The 15,479-nt window shown below is 40.0% G+C and carries 10 protein-coding genes; all 10 read right to left on the bottom strand.

Features of this window, described 5'->3' with window-relative positions; all coding sequences use genetic code 11:
- Nucleotides 1-16 precede the first annotated feature (16 nt).
- The gene (locus LU635_RS14510; RefSeq protein WP_240100212.1) at nt 17-1,027 is read right to left on the bottom strand and encodes a family 43 glycosylhydrolase; all 1,011 of its coding nucleotides are present in this window, start codon (nt 1,025-1,027) and stop codon (nt 17-19) included.
- Between the two features lie 11 nt (nt 1,028-1,038).
- Nucleotides 1,039-2,214, bottom strand: a complete 1,176-nt coding sequence (locus LU635_RS14505) for a glycoside hydrolase family 88/105 protein (protein ID WP_240100211.1) — start codon at nt 2,212-2,214, stop codon at nt 1,039-1,041.
- A gap of 18 nt (nt 2,215-2,232) precedes the next feature.
- Nucleotides 2,233-3,459 (bottom strand): DUF2264 domain-containing protein, encoded by a 1,227-nt coding sequence (locus LU635_RS14500; RefSeq protein ID WP_240100210.1) that lies wholly within the window; start codon nt 3,457-3,459, stop codon nt 2,233-2,235.
- Between the two features lie 89 nt (nt 3,460-3,548).
- Complete coding sequence (locus tag LU635_RS14495) at nt 3,549-4,688, bottom strand: glycoside hydrolase family 43 protein (protein ID WP_240100209.1); 1,140 nt, start codon at nt 4,686-4,688, stop codon at nt 3,549-3,551.
- Between the two features lie 34 nt (nt 4,689-4,722).
- Nucleotides 4,723-5,598: a glycoside hydrolase family 16 protein gene (locus LU635_RS14490; RefSeq protein WP_240100208.1), complete on the bottom strand. Its 876-nt coding sequence runs from the start codon at nt 5,596-5,598 to the stop codon at nt 4,723-4,725.
- Between the two features lie 13 nt (nt 5,599-5,611).
- Nucleotides 5,612-7,477 carry a glycoside hydrolase family 2 protein gene (locus LU635_RS14485; RefSeq protein WP_240100207.1) on the bottom strand — a complete coding sequence of 622 codons (1,866 nt, stop codon included), beginning with the start codon at nt 7,475-7,477 and terminating at the stop codon, nt 5,612-5,614.
- A gap of 4 nt (nt 7,478-7,481) precedes the next feature.
- Nucleotides 7,482-8,771, bottom strand: coding sequence for a BNR repeat-containing protein (locus LU635_RS14480; protein WP_240100206.1), 1,290 nt, complete (start codon nt 8,769-8,771; stop codon nt 7,482-7,484).
- A gap of 38 nt (nt 8,772-8,809) precedes the next feature.
- A complete protein-coding gene (locus LU635_RS14475; protein WP_240100205.1) occupies nt 8,810-9,808 on the bottom strand; it encodes a glycoside hydrolase family 43 protein in 999 nt (332 codons plus the stop codon).
- Between the two features lie 13 nt (nt 9,809-9,821).
- The gene (gene lacZ / locus LU635_RS14470; RefSeq protein WP_240100204.1) at nt 9,822-12,929 is read right to left on the bottom strand and encodes a beta-galactosidase, LacZ type; all 3,108 of its coding nucleotides are present in this window, start codon (nt 12,927-12,929) and stop codon (nt 9,822-9,824) included.
- A 132-nt stretch (nt 12,930-13,061) separates the two neighbouring features.
- Complete coding sequence (locus tag LU635_RS14465; protein WP_240100203.1) at nt 13,062-15,476, bottom strand: glycoside hydrolase family 2 TIM barrel-domain containing protein; 2,415 nt, start codon at nt 15,474-15,476, stop codon at nt 13,062-13,064.
- Between the last annotated feature and the right edge of the window lie 3 nt (nt 15,477-15,479).

Below are 15,479 nucleotides of genomic sequence, written 5' to 3'. Positions count from 1 at the left end.
ATTTCATCATCCTGTATTATTCTGAAAAGGTGGCCACACCTTTAAAATTAATTTTTTCTATTTCTCCGTCTTGAGTAAAATTCAGACTATCCAGTCGAAGTTGACGTAGAACGTAATCTTTTTCTTGTGGCTTTATCTGGTGATACAGGATGTAATACTGGCCATTTTTTGTAAATACTGAATGATGCCCTGGGCCATAGATCTTCTTTTCAGCGTTAGTGGTAGCGATCGGGCTGTTTACTCCTTCCTCGAAAGGTCCTAAAGGATTATCACTCACTGAATATCTTATTTTATATGTAGAATCAATAGCTTTGCCATCAGAATACATTAGGTAGTATCTGTTATTTTTCTTTAGGATATAAGGTGCCTCAAAATAATTTGGCGGAGTTACATCTTTAATTTCACCATCAAAGTTCACCATGTCGTCTTTCAGTTTTACTGCGAAACATCGGCCATTCACCCAATCCCAACCGGAACCCCAATAAAGGTATGCCTGCCCATCACTATCAATAAAACAATGAGCGTCAATCATATGATAATCTGGATAAAGGCTACTTTTTATTAGAGGACTTCCATCTTCTTTTGCATTTTTCCAGGGGCCAAGTGGTGTCTCACTTTCTCCAACCCAGATCTCGCTACCTACTGAAATATACATATAAAATTTTCCGTTTTTTCCCTTGGTTACTCCCGGAGCCCATACCATAGCATCTTTAGAAGTAGGGGAGGTGCAAGCTTTTTTGGTTGGCCAGTTTAGTTTATGGGTTTTAAACTTCTGAAAATTTTTGGTCTCCAGAACAGCAAGACTATCCCCACCCCATGGATCGATCGTAGCATAAATAAAAAAGCGGTCACCATGCTGAATAACTGAAGGGTCAGCATAATATCCTTTGTGAATAGGGTTCTTGATTATTTCAGTTTTACTGGTTTCCTGTTTTTGCAGAGTAGAATTATCCTTGCTATTTCTACAGGATACCAGTAAAAGGCTAGAAAGGAATATCAGCAGAATTCTTTCATTAATTAAATTCATGGGTTCCCGGGTTAATTTAGATCAATGAATCTATACATTTCTGAAGCGGCTAATAGAAAAGCCCCGACTCCAAAATCAGCTGTAGAATTTTTATCAACTACCTGCCCTGGAATAGCTTTTTCTCCTATGGGCTGGACATATCCAACAGCTCCATTTTCCTGAAGGGCAACATTGGCCAAATATTTCCAGGACTTTTCTACAACAGGTAAATATTTTTCTTGATTAAGAATGCCGTTATTAATACCCCAGAGAAATCCATAAGTAAAGAAAGAAGTTCCACTTGTTTCCGGTCCCGGAGCATGTTCCGGGTCAAGGATGCTACGGGTCCAGTATCCTTCTGGCTGTTGAGCAGCGGCCAGGGCTTCAGCCATTTTTACGAATCGATCTACGTAAAATTGCCTGTGCTGGGCATCCTGAGGTAAATCCTGTATTACCTTTGCCAGTCCGGCAAATACCCAGCCATCTCCACGGGCCCAAAAATCTTTTTTTCCGTTAGCGCTTTTATGTTTTGGATAGACGTACTTTGCATCCCGGTAATAAAGCTTCGCATCTTCATCATACATGATGCTGTTGGCATACTGAAAATATTTGTATAGTTTATCCAGATATTGCTCATTGCCTGTCACCTTATATAATTTTGTCATTACAGGCATCACCATATAAAGTCCGTCAGCCCACCACCAGTAATCATTTTCCGGCGTGCTCATCTGATATTCCATTACCTCCATGGCTCTCGCAATCCTGGATGGATCTTTTTGCTCCTCCAGATTATAGAGGTCAATATAGGTTTGAAAAGCGATTTGCCAGTCACCAAACAATACATGATCATCTGTTTCTCCGTAACTATATTTCCATTCTGACTTATCCTGCGATTTGGCACCCATCCATTGGTTTTCTTCTGCCCATTTGCGGGAATACTCAAGATAATCTTCTTTTTCTGTAACCTTGTAAGCTTCTATATTTCCGGTATGGTATGCAGCATTATGCCAGAAAGCCCATCCGGGTTCAGGGTGGTTTTTCTGCCAGTGCTGGTTGACTTTATTAATAATCTTTGCAACCTGTTCTTTAGAATCTGGTAAAGCCGGGTATTTCTCTGAAATTCTAGGCTTAGAAGAACCGCATGAAATCAAAAAGCCAGTAAATAGAACAAGGCCTAATTTGTTAAGTTGTTTAAAAATAATCAGCATAGTTAAATCTTTTTTTAATTAATGTGCGTGGTCAATTGGAATTGACCTTCCGCTCCATATATTTTTCTGGGTCCATGGTGTGGGAGCATCATTCCAGAAAGGAGTATCTGGTTTTAGTCCAAGCACAAGGAATACCTCCGAACAAAGATAAAGGCTTCCTGTAGAAATATATCCTTCACCTATATTTGGCTGATGCCCGTAAAAACCTATTCTCAACCATCCATTTTCATCAAAGCTTCCTTCTGCTTCCAACTGGTTTTTTATAACTGTGTACAGTGCCGAACGCACCTGTGCCGGCTCTATCTGTTCAGGAAGTTCCTGCCATAAAGTAATTTGTGATAGAAGCTGAAATGCTCCAAATCTATATGCTAAAGATCTTCCAATTGGGGGGTAAGTACCTTCCGGGGAAATTAGACGTTCCTGGATTTCAGCATATCTTTTGGCTCTTCTCAGTACCTCTTTATAATCCTTGTCACGGTCAATGCCAGCATCCTGCATTGTTTTTAGAATGTCTAACATCATTGGCTGGATCACGAAGCTATTATAATAATCCCAGTGGAAATTAGGACCATCCCCATATATCCCGTCACCCAGATACCATTCCATATGCTTTGTCAGAGGCTGCTCCAGTCGGAATCTGTCGGCGCTATCATCAAATTTTAAAAGTGCGGCTTCTACCATGGAGCTGAATAACAACCAATTGCTGTAGTAGGGACTTATTTGACGGGTAGATTTTAAGGCCTCGATCACATTTTGTTTGGTATCTTCTGAAAGCGGCTCCCAAAGTTGGTTAGGTGCTCTTAAAAGGGCCTGTGCCAAAAACGCAGCATCTACCAGGGGTTGACGGTCATTGGTGAAATTCATGAAATCTGGAGATTCAGGATCTGTGGCATTATGAATGCCTTTGCGTGCTAACTGAATATATTTTTCCCTTAATTCACCTTCTTCCGTTTCGTCCGGGCCTAACTCCAGCCAGGGAGCCATTCCTGAAAGAAGTCGCCCGAAGGCCTCAAGGTAAGTTACATGTGTTCGATCGTCCCAGGCACCCGGAGACTTTTCTACAGGCATGCGCTTTTTTAATTCATTTTTACTTAATGCCACCAATACAGGGTCGGCGATTCTTACGAGAGAAGAAATGTAATATTCCCTTATCTCGGTGGGCTTCCTTTCTTCTAAATTACTATTCTGTGCCTTAAGTGCACTTCCGAAGAGTAGTAGAGATAGAATAATGAATTTAATTTTCATAATATTTAGATTTATCTTGATGTAATTTTATTCGGGATGAGATGGTCCGTCCAATTATTTCCGATCAGCTATTCTGGCAATTGTAGAAATTATTGTTTATCAAAAAATGACAAACGCCATTCATCTTCCCACATGATTACCGGTTCATCATCTTCCCATTCAATAGGCAACCAGATATACCGACCATCTATATGATTTTCAGGTTTCCAGCGGTCTGCCATAAAAATAAAAGCATTTTCCTTTCCCTGTACAGGAAGGATAAAAGTACTTTGTGAATGGAAAGTTTTATCAGCATCCACACCTCTTGCTGGGTTTCCAAGAGCCTTCCAGGGTCCCATTAAAGAGCTTGCTTTAAAGGATCGAGCAGGATTGGGGTCCCAGCCTGTAAGCCCTGAAGTAATCATATAGTAAGTACCGTCTTTCTCGAAGACTGCTGGAGCTTCATTTTGTCCTCCCGGTTGTACTCGTACCCACTTTCCGGTGAAGCCTAAATAGTCTTCGGTAAGTTCAGAAATATGCAAGGTCTGATTTTCTTCGGAAGAATGTATATGGTAGGCCGTCCCATCTTGGTCAACATATACGCTCATGTCTCTGGACATTTGCCCTTCTTTGAAATCCCGCCTAACAAACATTCCTTCATTTAGGGCTTTATGCCACTGTGGGGTCCACCATTCTTCAGGATCTCCACCTTTCGGGATGGTTTTCCATTCTTCTTTAAAGTTTAATGGCCATTTTCCGGCATTGGGGCGGTAAGATCTTATATATTTAAAAGGACCGGTAGGAGTGTCGCTTACAGCCACTCCAGTTCTGGCAGCACTATATCCCTGATCCTTTAATTCCAGGTGAAACCATAGAACATATTTCCCCGTTTTTTTGTTGTAAATCACTTTGGGACGTTCCATAACGCTTCCTGCCGTAATTTCAGAATTCGAATCATTTTCGACAGAAAGAGCCACACCTTCCTTTATCCAATTATAAAGATCCCGGGAAGAGTAAACATTAATCCCTACATGAGCTTTACTGTCATCTCCTTTATGTTCACCATACCAATAATAGATTCCGTCTTCAAAATAGAGTCCGCCTCCATGTGCATTGATATGAGTACCATCAGTATCTTTCCAAATATCACCAGGACGAAAAGCTGAATATCTTTCGGAGTTATGTTGTGCCTGTCCTGAGATAAAACCAAGGCTGATAAAAAATAAAGTGTTTAATATTGTTTTATTCATACGGTTTGCTTGCTTAATCCAGATTATTGAACTTTTACTTCTTCTGATAAACTCTAACATAATCAACCTCATAATACTGGGGGAATTCTGTTGTTGAGGGATTTCCACCGTTCGACCCCAGGGCTAAGTTGAGTAAAATATAATGGGGTTGATGAAAAGGATTAAAACCGTCCGGATTCGTGGTTTTACCTAGGTCAATTTCATTCAGGAGTTCATCATCAAGGTAAAGACGAATATACTCTTCTGTCCATTGCATTTTCCAGATATGAAACTTTTCAGTCCATTTAGGATCTTTGTCCAAAAAGTGGCCGAAAGGGATTTTCTCACTGTCCCAATTCACATACTCCTCAGAACCTTTCCAGGCAGCGTTGGCAAGGATATGAGGTTCATTATTCACCATATAATATTCCATGATATCTACCTCACCATTAGCAGGCCATGGTTTTTCTACGCCAAGCGTCCAGATCGCAGGCCAGTTTCCTCTTGCTGTATTTATGCGGGCGCGAACCTCAATGATACCATATTGAAATTCTTTCTTTCCACGGGTATTAATGCTTGAAGAGCTATAATTGGCATATTTCCTGTTTTTACGCCAGTCACTACTACCCTTATCATAATTGGGGTTTTTAATTTCCTCCCGTTTTCCTTCAATGATCAGAACACCATTCTTAATTCTGGCATTATCATCCTGGTACCACTGAAGTTCTTCATTTCTAATAAATCCATACTCATAAGACCAGCTTTTAGGAATTGGTTTGTTACCTTCATTAAATTCTTCTGCCCATACCAGTTCGAATCCATTTTTTTCTTGTGCTGGTTCTGAACTGTCCGGAAGGTATTCTGGGGCCTTACAGGAAAACAATGAAATCAGAATAATCAAAACCGGATACAGCCCTGAAATATTTTTCAAAACACTAAATATTTTATTTTTCTGGGTTCTCAAATTCCTGTTCTTTGTCTTCGTAATATTTTTTAAGAACGTAAAAGGCCTTCTTCTTATTTCCATGATTATCTATAAGGCCTTTTCTATTCCAACCATCCTGAAATTTCGGGTGATTTCTTCTTGGTGAACGAAAATCTGAAAGGATCCAGGGCATCATGCCGCTATAATTTTCAGGCATTCGTTTCATCATTTTGATGGTCTCTTCATAGTACCATTTTTGAAAATCCTCAGTCCATCTTTGTTCTTTCTTTCCCTGATATCCACCTTTTGCACCAGCACCTGTTTCGCTAATTAAAAGAGGTTTGTTATAGGCGAGATCCCAGTTAGATTGTGCCTTGGAGCCGGGAAGGTCGCCGTACCACCCCAGGTATTCATTTACAGATATAACATCAGTAAATTCTCCCAAAGGATCATCGATATAATTTTTATTACGGTTATAACCAACTTCCAGGGCTGCAGAAACAAGTCTGGAATCATCCATGGACTTTGTAGTTTCAACCAATTTCCTCATAAAATTTGTCCGACTTTCACTTACAGGGGTTTCGTTCCCAACAGACCAGATGATCACCGAAGCCTTATTGCGATCCCTGATGATCATTTCCTTAAGTTGTTTTTCTGCCTTATTATAAACAGAATCACTCTTAAAATTGATGGTCCAGTAAACCGGAATCTCAGACCAAACCATTACTCCCAGCGAATCTGCCATACGGGTCATATATTCGTTGTGGGGATAATGGGCAAGCCTGACCATATTGGCATTCAGGTCCTGTGCCCAGCCAAAAAGCTTTTTTGCGTCCGCAATATTTTTGGCTCGTCTGGCTTCGAGAGGAATTTCTTCATGAAGACAAATACCACGTAAAAAGACCTTTTTACCGTTTAATAGAATATCCTTACCAGAAACTTCAATTTTTCGGAAACCGATCTTATCATTAAGTATTTCACCTTTAAAGTTGAAAATAACCTCATAGAGTTTTGGGTTTTCTGTAGACCATAATTCCAGTTTTTTTACAGTAAAATTGAAATCAAGCTGATCACCATTTGCAATAAGTTTCTCTTTTACCTTAAGTTCAGGGATTTCTACTGTAATTTCTTCTGCGTGAGCTTCTTTATTAAGTTTTAGACTGCCTTCAATATTAAATTTCTTTTTTCTTTTGGCTGAACTGATGTCCTGGTCCTGTTCAAGCTGGACTGCATATTGCTGAATAAAATTTTCAGGCATCACCAGTAATTTTACATCTCTTGTGATTCCACCGTAATTCCACCAGTCGGTATTAACAGTAGGGATCTCATCGGGGTGCCTTTTATTATCAACTTTTACTACAAGGAAATTATCTTTTTCCTGAAGTAAATCCTGCGGAATTTCAAAATTAAAAGGAGTGAAACCTCCCTTGTGCATACCCAGTTTTTTCCCATTTAGGTATACATGGGCTTCATAATTCACAGCACCGAAATAAAGAAAGGTCCTTTGATTCTCTTCCAGATTTGGCGCATCGAATTCTCGCTGATACCATACGGTTCCTTCATAATATTTAAAGATATTGTCCTGGGAGTTCCAATCGCCGGGAACCTGCAGAGTATTGGCATCTGTATAACCATGTTCTCTGCGATCTGAAGGATTATTTACTACGGGTTTATTCCAGTAGGCTTCAGGATCATTCTCATTTTTCTCTTTCCAGCGGTAATTATAGAATCCGGTTTCATAAGTATCTATGATATAATTCCAGGTGCCATTCAGGGATATGCTTTCACGGTTATGTGTATTTGTGATAAGATTTTCCTGTGCATTCATTAACATTGAAAAAAAGATCAGGAAAGTGAAAGCGAGAAATTGAGATACAGTTTTCATGTTATTATTTTTTAGGTAGACTTTTAACTTTCAGTATTTTTACTGGTGTAGGTTCTTGTGTTGATAAACCTTCACTATCCATCTGGCTGACGTTTTGGACAAATATGTGAAGTTCTTTTTTTAAGCTGAATAATTCCAGATCATAATTAGGTTCCCATTCGCCTACAGAATAGGAGGTAAGGTCTTTAATTTTCCATGATTCTCCTTTGCTGATGTTTTTATAGGCAAGGGAAATTTTATTATCTCTTTCAGCATCGCGGAATAACAGATAAGCCTTACCTGAATTCACCATAATTTCAGGTCGGGAAATGGGGATTTTTTTGGTTCCTCCTCCGCTAAGATCGAAACTGGTTTTTCTAAAACCTGTATTTTCCTTTTTCCATTCTCCATTTTCCAGATAGACTAAATGATATTGTGTCTTTCCTCCTTCATTCCAGTAACTGGCTATATAGGGGTTTCCATCACGATCAGTAGTCATAGATGTTTGATTGATCAGATTGCTATTCTGAGGTATCTTCCAGGCATACTCTGCCGTAGCCGCGGTAATGGGGAGCTCATATTTTTCTCCGTCAGACCTTTCCCACGTCTGGCCGTTATCTTTAGAAACTGCGTAAGCAAGATCATGATTGGTGGCTACATCCCAGGATTCTCTCCATACCCAGGAAAGATGAATATTTCCATCTCTATCTACAGTAGCCTGCCAATAGGCGTTACGCTGCTCCTCACCATTAATAAGGTTTTCGTGAATCTGCTCCCATGTTTTGGTTTTGTTGTTGAAACGGTTTAAAACGAGGCTTCCTCTTCCAGACTGCCCGGAGCGATACATAAATAAAAGATTGCCGTTGGGCAGCTTATAGAATTGCGGATAGGAAACTTTTTCTTCCAGCTTTCCTGTCATTTTAAGCTCATTTCCCAGTTCGAGACCCGAAGGTTTTTTACTAATCGCATAGCGTAAGTTAGTATCATGATGGTCCCAGCTCACATGCAGATAACCGTCTCCGTCCAGGGCGATACTAATTGCATTATGTGCATCCTTGCTATTTCCTTTATACCTGGTCTTATGTACTTCCCAGGTACTTTTATCTAACCTCCTTTTCGCAAGGATCAGATTGCTACTGTTATCATAGTATGCAGTAAACTGATAGTTTTTATTGGAGATAATCGCATTCTTTCTGAAAATTACCGTATTCACTGAATTCTTTGCCCATCCCTTTCCAACTTCGGAAGTGGTTGTCTTTATTCCGGAACAGGAAGTTAATATTAGACAAACGGTTAATAAAAGTAATTTTTTCAAATCAAAATGTCGATTTTGATGGTTTAATGGGGGTAACCCTATTCACCAGGATCATAGCTTTCGCCAACAACCAGTTTATCTCCTGATATATCAACTTTAAAGAGTTTTGGATGGCGTATATACCTTCCGTTTTCTCCTACACGGTGGCTATGTAAAGACATTAATAACTGTCCATCGAAATTAGTGAACAGCATTCCGTGACCATAATTGGGCGGGGTAATAGGCTCTTCTTCCTGAATCCATGGACCGTCTATGGTTCCGCTCTCAGAGTAAGCAACACCTTGTGTATAATCATCGTGCACCCAACTTGTCCATAGCATGCCTAATTTTCCGGTTTGAGTTCTAAAAATGAATGGGCCATCGGTCACTTTATTGGGAATGGTTTTACCTTCATCATTCTTTTCCTTGCTCCATGGGGAGTCGCTGGCCCTGAAAAGAATTTCACCTTTACCAAGAGAGCCACTTAGATCTGGTTTCAATTCAATTTTCTCCATGGTTCCATCCCAGTTCTGCAACCATTCATGACAATAGATCATATAAGGAGTATCCTGTTGGTCTACCCATAATGTCCCGTCTAAAGTCGGTTTATCTGGAGGTAAATATGTATCATCTTTCATGGGAACATATGGGCCGTCTGGTTTGTCACTTACTAGCACATGGCTTGCGCGGCGCTCAATAACATTTCCTTTAACCGTATCGATCTTTATATCCCTATTGGTGAAAGTGGCAAAATAGTAATATTTCCCCTTGTATTTGTGTAGTTCTGCCGCCCATATCATCGGGTTTTTTCCCATCCAGGAATCAGGATCATGCTTTACCACATCAAACGGACCGGTCCAGAATGCTAAATCTTTACTTTTCCACATTTTGCCACCAGAGCCGGTCATAAAATAGGTAGAGGTGTTCTCATCTGCCAGGATAAAAGGATCGCTTAGTCTTATCGAATCCAGGGGTATCTGTTTTCTAAGTTTTTTTTCCTGGGCAAGACTGGCCAAGGGCAGTAAGATCAGTATGCATAATATGAATTTTAATTGCATGAGTATTTCAATTTTAGTTTTCTAATGAAAGTATATAGGAATAATTATAGGAATCCTCCAAGAGTCTGTATTCATTATGTGGTAACATACCCCAGCTGTTATCTCCTCCAAGTCCCCTTTGTTTAAGATCTATATGAAGAAAGACTTTATCCTGAGGGTCAAGATCTGTAGGATGGCGCTGCGCTTTGTGCATTCCGGGATCCAGTTGTTCGGTAGGAATATTCATGGCGCTAAAGCCTATTGGCTGCTCACCTTCAATTGTAAGCGATTTTCCATTTTTTGTGGAAAGGCTTAGCCAACGTACATCTGTGCGGTATCCAGCTTCCTGGGGCCTAATATAGGTCCAGGTATATTGGTTTTCTACTTTATCTTCATAGGTCCCAACCAATGAAGCGGTATTCCTGTCAGAGTAATTTTCCCAAGGACCTCTTCCATAATATTCCAGGTCTTCAAATTCGCCTGGCACAACCATTCGCATTCCAAACCTAGGCAATTCAGGAAGATCTTTTCCGGTTATATCTATGGTGGCCGAAACTCTTATTTTCCCATCAGGGCGAACAAGGTATTCAACCTGGTAAGGCACATTAACCGTATCTGAGAGTTGGTATTGAATGGTTATAGCTAAGCCTGCGGATGTTTCCTGACCAACTTCAACATTCTTAACACTTTTATCCTGAGTGGCATCTTTCCAGAAGGCCAGGTTTCGTGGCATATTATTGCCAAAGTCATTATCTGTGGGCGCTCTCCAGAAGTAAGGTTCAGGATACTGGACAATAACATTACTATCTTCTCCTTTCAAAGAGTAAGATTTTAGTGTTCCATTTTTTAGGTCGAAAACTCCTTCCGTATTTCCAGCTGAAAAGCTTAAGGTTTCTTTGTCTTTAGAGAATTGAAGCTCTCCTTCGGGCGAATTAGTATCGGTAAAATAATCAACCTCTCCTATTTTGAACTGCTCCCTGGCGATTTCGTGATCTGCCGGAACAAGTTCAGTAGCAGATTTTGTATATGCGTATACATTTAGAAAATGTTCAGCATCTCCCAGATCGGGTAGTGTTATTTGGTGGGTTCCGGTTTCATTAGGCTCAATTGAAACTTCAAATCTTTTTTCAGCTATTTTTTTGCCATCAGCAAGTAATTCCCATTTGAAATAATAAGAATCCAGATTGGTGAAATTGAACCTGTTTTTAATTTTAATGGTGTTGCGTCCTTCCAGTTCGAAATGAATATTTTGGTAAACCTTTTTTACTTCAAAAAGACCCGGATGGGGTTCCCTTGCTGCGTCTACAAGCCCGTTGGCGTTGAAATTCTGATCATTCTGAAGGTTCTCCCCTCCTAGGTCTCCACCATAAGCCCAGAACATCTCGCCATCTTCAGTATAGGCTTCCAATCCCTGGTCTACCCAGTCCCAGATGAATCCTCCCTGCATATGAGGGCTGCTGTAAATAATATCCCAGTATTCCTGGAAATTTCCACTGCTATTTCCCATGGCATGGGAATATTCACACATAATGAAAGGACGCTCTTTAGATTCATCTTCTGCATATTCTTTCATATACCTGATTGAAGGATACATTGGAGCAACAATATCGGTATTAGAATCCTGCCCAGCCTGTTCAAAACTTACATACCTAGTCGTATCTCGTTCTTTGATCCAGTCGTAAGCTTCATGAAATACCGGGCCATTACCGCTTTCATTACCCATTGACCATAGAATAATGGAAGTGTGATTTTTGTCCCTCTCCAACATCCTTTTTATTCGATCCATATGAGCGGGAGCCCATTCCTCCAAATAAGCCGGATGTTTTGATTTGTCAAAATTTCCCTGTAGTTCGGCACCCATCGCATGAGTTTCGATATTAGCCTCGTCTACTACATACATTCCATATTTATCGGCTAGCTCGTAGAGTTCAATTCCGTGTGGATAATGACTCATCCTAATCGCGTTGATGTTGTTCTGTTTCATGATCTGGATATCCTTGATCATGGTCTCACGGTCTGGAACATGACCTTTTATCCCATGGTGTTCGTGAAGATTAACACCGTGAACAATCACTGGTTTACCGTTGACCAGTAATTGCGCGTCTTTGATAAGAATATCACGGAAACCGGTCTTGCCTGATAAGGCGCCAAGAACTTTTCCTTTCTTATCAGCAAGGCTAATGGTATAAGTATAAAGGTATGGCTCTTCTGAACTCCATCTTTTTACGTTCGGCAATTGTTTCTGAAATTTCACTGACTCTTCAACATCGACTTTCTCTTTTTCTTCGGAATAGATCATATCTCCGGAAGGGGAGAAGAGCTGAACTTTGACCGATGGTTTTTTGATCTTACTGTCTTCAAATTTTCTAAGATCTACGCTCAGGTTCAGGGTTCCATCTGTATAATTATTAGTAAGTCCGCTCTGGATAAAATAATCCCAGATGGTAGTTTTTGGTAGCGCTTGCAAATAAACATCACGCTCAATTCCGCTTAATCTCCAGAAATCCTGGTCTTCCAGATAGCTGCCATCATGCCATCTGGTCACTTGTACAGCCAAAAGGTTTTCTCCGCTCTTCAGGAATGGAGTTATGTTAAATTCAGCCGGAGTCTTGGAGGCTTTGGTCATCCCTACTTCTTTACCGTTTAAGTAAACTCGCGCATATCCGGAAATCGATCCAAAATGCAGGATGATCTCCTTTTCACCCCAGTTTTCGGGTACCTTAAAAGAAGTTCTATAGCTCCCAACAGGGTTATAGTCACCATCTATTAAAGGAGGGTTCTTTGGGTGAGGATAGGTGACATTGGTATAAATAGGAATATCATACCCCTGCAGTTCCCAGTTAGAGGGAACTTCAATGTCATTCCATTCACTATCGTCAAGACCGGGACTAAAGAAATCTTCGGGTCGTTGTGAAGGATGCTTTACTATGTCGAACTTCCATGTTCCATTTAGGCTTTTAAGTAATCCAGATGCTGATTTAGATTTTGTTCTGGCAGCTTCTGCATTTTCAAAAAATACAAATTGCGCATGAGCCTCTTCCTTTTTTCTATCCAGTATTTCCGGGTTTTCCCATTCATTTTGCTGAGCCATACCGGCAAGAATGCTTAAAAAACTCAGTGCGATCAACAAACTATTTTTCATTCTAGAATTATTTATTATATCAATTTATTCACAAAACAAATTCAGGTGTTTAAATTACACTTAAAATTTATGATAATGAAATTTTATTTTTTTATTGAAATCCTCCAAAAAGGAACTTCTATTTTGTCCTGTTTATATTATTTTTTTGACTTTCACTCTTTCCTTACCAAAATCTTCACTTATTATGCTTATTTCCAGATTTTGATCTGAATCATCTGTTATCTGGATATAAGCCCTTAGTTTACCCCGGTATGTTTTTCTTTGGGATGCCTGATAATTTTCATGACTGTTACGGTCACCGCTTTCAAGGCCAAGAATTTTTCCGGGTCCATTGATTTCAAAATCAATTATCTGGTCCTGATCGGTTATTTGATTTCCCTGATTGTCCATCAGTAGAAGATCAAGAAGAATGATGTCGCCTTTTTTTGAGAAAGAATCCTTATTAATTAAGGTTTGAATTTTAGAGGCTTTACCAAAGGTCTCTACGTTGTATTCGGCCACTTTTTTTCCATTAATATACCCTATTGCTTTTAGTTCTCCTTTTTCAAAAGGAACTTCCCAGGCGATCATTTTTTCGTTCGAATAAGTTGCTTTTTGTCTGCCTAAAGATCTATCATTCAGAAATAATTCGGCTTCTTCAGTATTTGTATAAACGGTTACCCATTTGGATTCTCCATTATTGCCGGTCCAGGACTCTTCGATGTTTCTTCTTCCCAGAACATTGCTTTTACTATCGGTTATTCCTAAAAAAATCATTGGTTCTTCACTCCAGAGACTTTTTCTAAAATAAAAATCGGGTTTTGGTTTTCCCGCCAGGTCTATGATTCCCGCGCCACTACTTCTGTTTGGCCATTCCCTTGCTTCGCCCATAAAGTCGAATGCGGTCCACAGGAATTGTGAAGAGATATAATCATTTTCTTTCACCGCCAACCATGCATCAAGTGCATCTCCGTTTTCACTCCCGTAGATCACTCTATCGGGAAAAGCTTTATGGTCTTCTTCATACCTGAATTCCTGATAATTGTAGCCAACAATATCCAGAACTTCAGGATAGATAGTATAATTAGACATGGTAACTCCTGCGAGCGCAGCAGTTACCACTCTTGTAGTATCGAACATTTTGGCAGCTTTCACTAATTCATTGGCCAGTTTTCCTAACTGTTCAACTGGGGGATTTTGGGGCTGATAGCCTTTCCCATAGATCTGCGGATTTCGACCTTCGTCCAGTACTGGATGGCTATAAGGATCATTGGGATAATCTACTTCATTTCCAATACTCCACATGATGATAGAAACATGGTTTCTATTACGTCTAATCATATCCTGAACATCCTGTGTTCCCCATTCTGCAAACTCTTCATGAGAACCATCATTGCCAGGAGTTCCCACATTCCAGCCAGTGATCCATTTATTCTTTCCGAACTCCCACTCGTCAAAAGCTTCATCCTGAACCAGGAATCCCATTTCATCAGCCAGGTCATAGATATAATCCTGATGAGGATAATGGCTCATCCTGATTGCATTGGCACCTAGTTCCTTAATGGTTTCAAATCTTTCCCTCCATACCTCTTTTGGTACAGCCGCACCTAAAGCTCCGGCATCGTGGTGAATGCAAACTCCCTTTATTAGCATATTCTCTCCATTGAGAAAAAAGCCCTTGTCTGCGTCAAATCTAAAAGTTCTAAATCCGACTTTTTGCTCCCAGACATCGACAACCGAGTGATCGGCTTTTTGAATACTGACTTTTAGATCATAGAGATTTGGATTTTCCGGGGACCAGAGTTTTGGATCAGAAACATAGAAATTCAATTCTACATAATTCTGTTTTCCGGGTCTTAGCCAAAGCGGTTTATCTTTAGTAGCCACAACATTGCCCTGTTTATCAAATAATTCTGCATGAATGATCGTCTGAACGGTATCCTTGGTTTTGTTTCTAACTTCTACTGAAACCTTAGCTTTTGAGCTGTTTTCAGAAATTTCAGGGGTAGTAAAGAAAACACCCCATTGTGCGAAATGTACTGGGTTTTGTTTCAGTAGATATACATTTCGATAAATTCCAGATCCTGTATAATATCTGGAATCTGCATGTTGGGTGTGATCTGCTTTAACAATTATTTGATTATCATTTGCCTTAAGGTAGGGGGTAAGCTCATACTGAAAAGGGATAAACCCGTTTGGTCTTTTCCCAAGATAATGTCCGTTGATCCAGACCTCAGAGTTCTTATAAACACCATCAAAGTAGATAGAATATGTTTTTTCCGGGCTATAATCGGCTATATCAAAACTCTTCTTATACCAGCCAATTCCACCTGGAAGAAATCCGGTACCACTGGCCCATCTTGAATTGAATGGACCTTCAATACTCCAGTCGTGTGGCAGTTGTACGCTTCTCCAGTCAGAATTGGAAAATACCTCAGTGCTGTCACCTTTCTTAAAACTCCAGCCTTCATTGAAAAGTTCTTTTCCAGCTTGTTGTGCTGATAATTCAGTATTAAGAATCAATAATATCAATAAGGCTAATAGATGTTTATAATTTATCCTGTTCATAAT

Origin of the sequence: Christiangramia crocea (assembly GCF_022410465.1) — a bacterium.
Lineage (GTDB): Bacteria > Bacteroidota > Bacteroidia > Flavobacteriales > Flavobacteriaceae > Christiangramia > Christiangramia crocea.
Note: the sequence above shows the minus strand (reverse complement) of the source record. Positions and strands in the feature narration are given on the sequence as shown.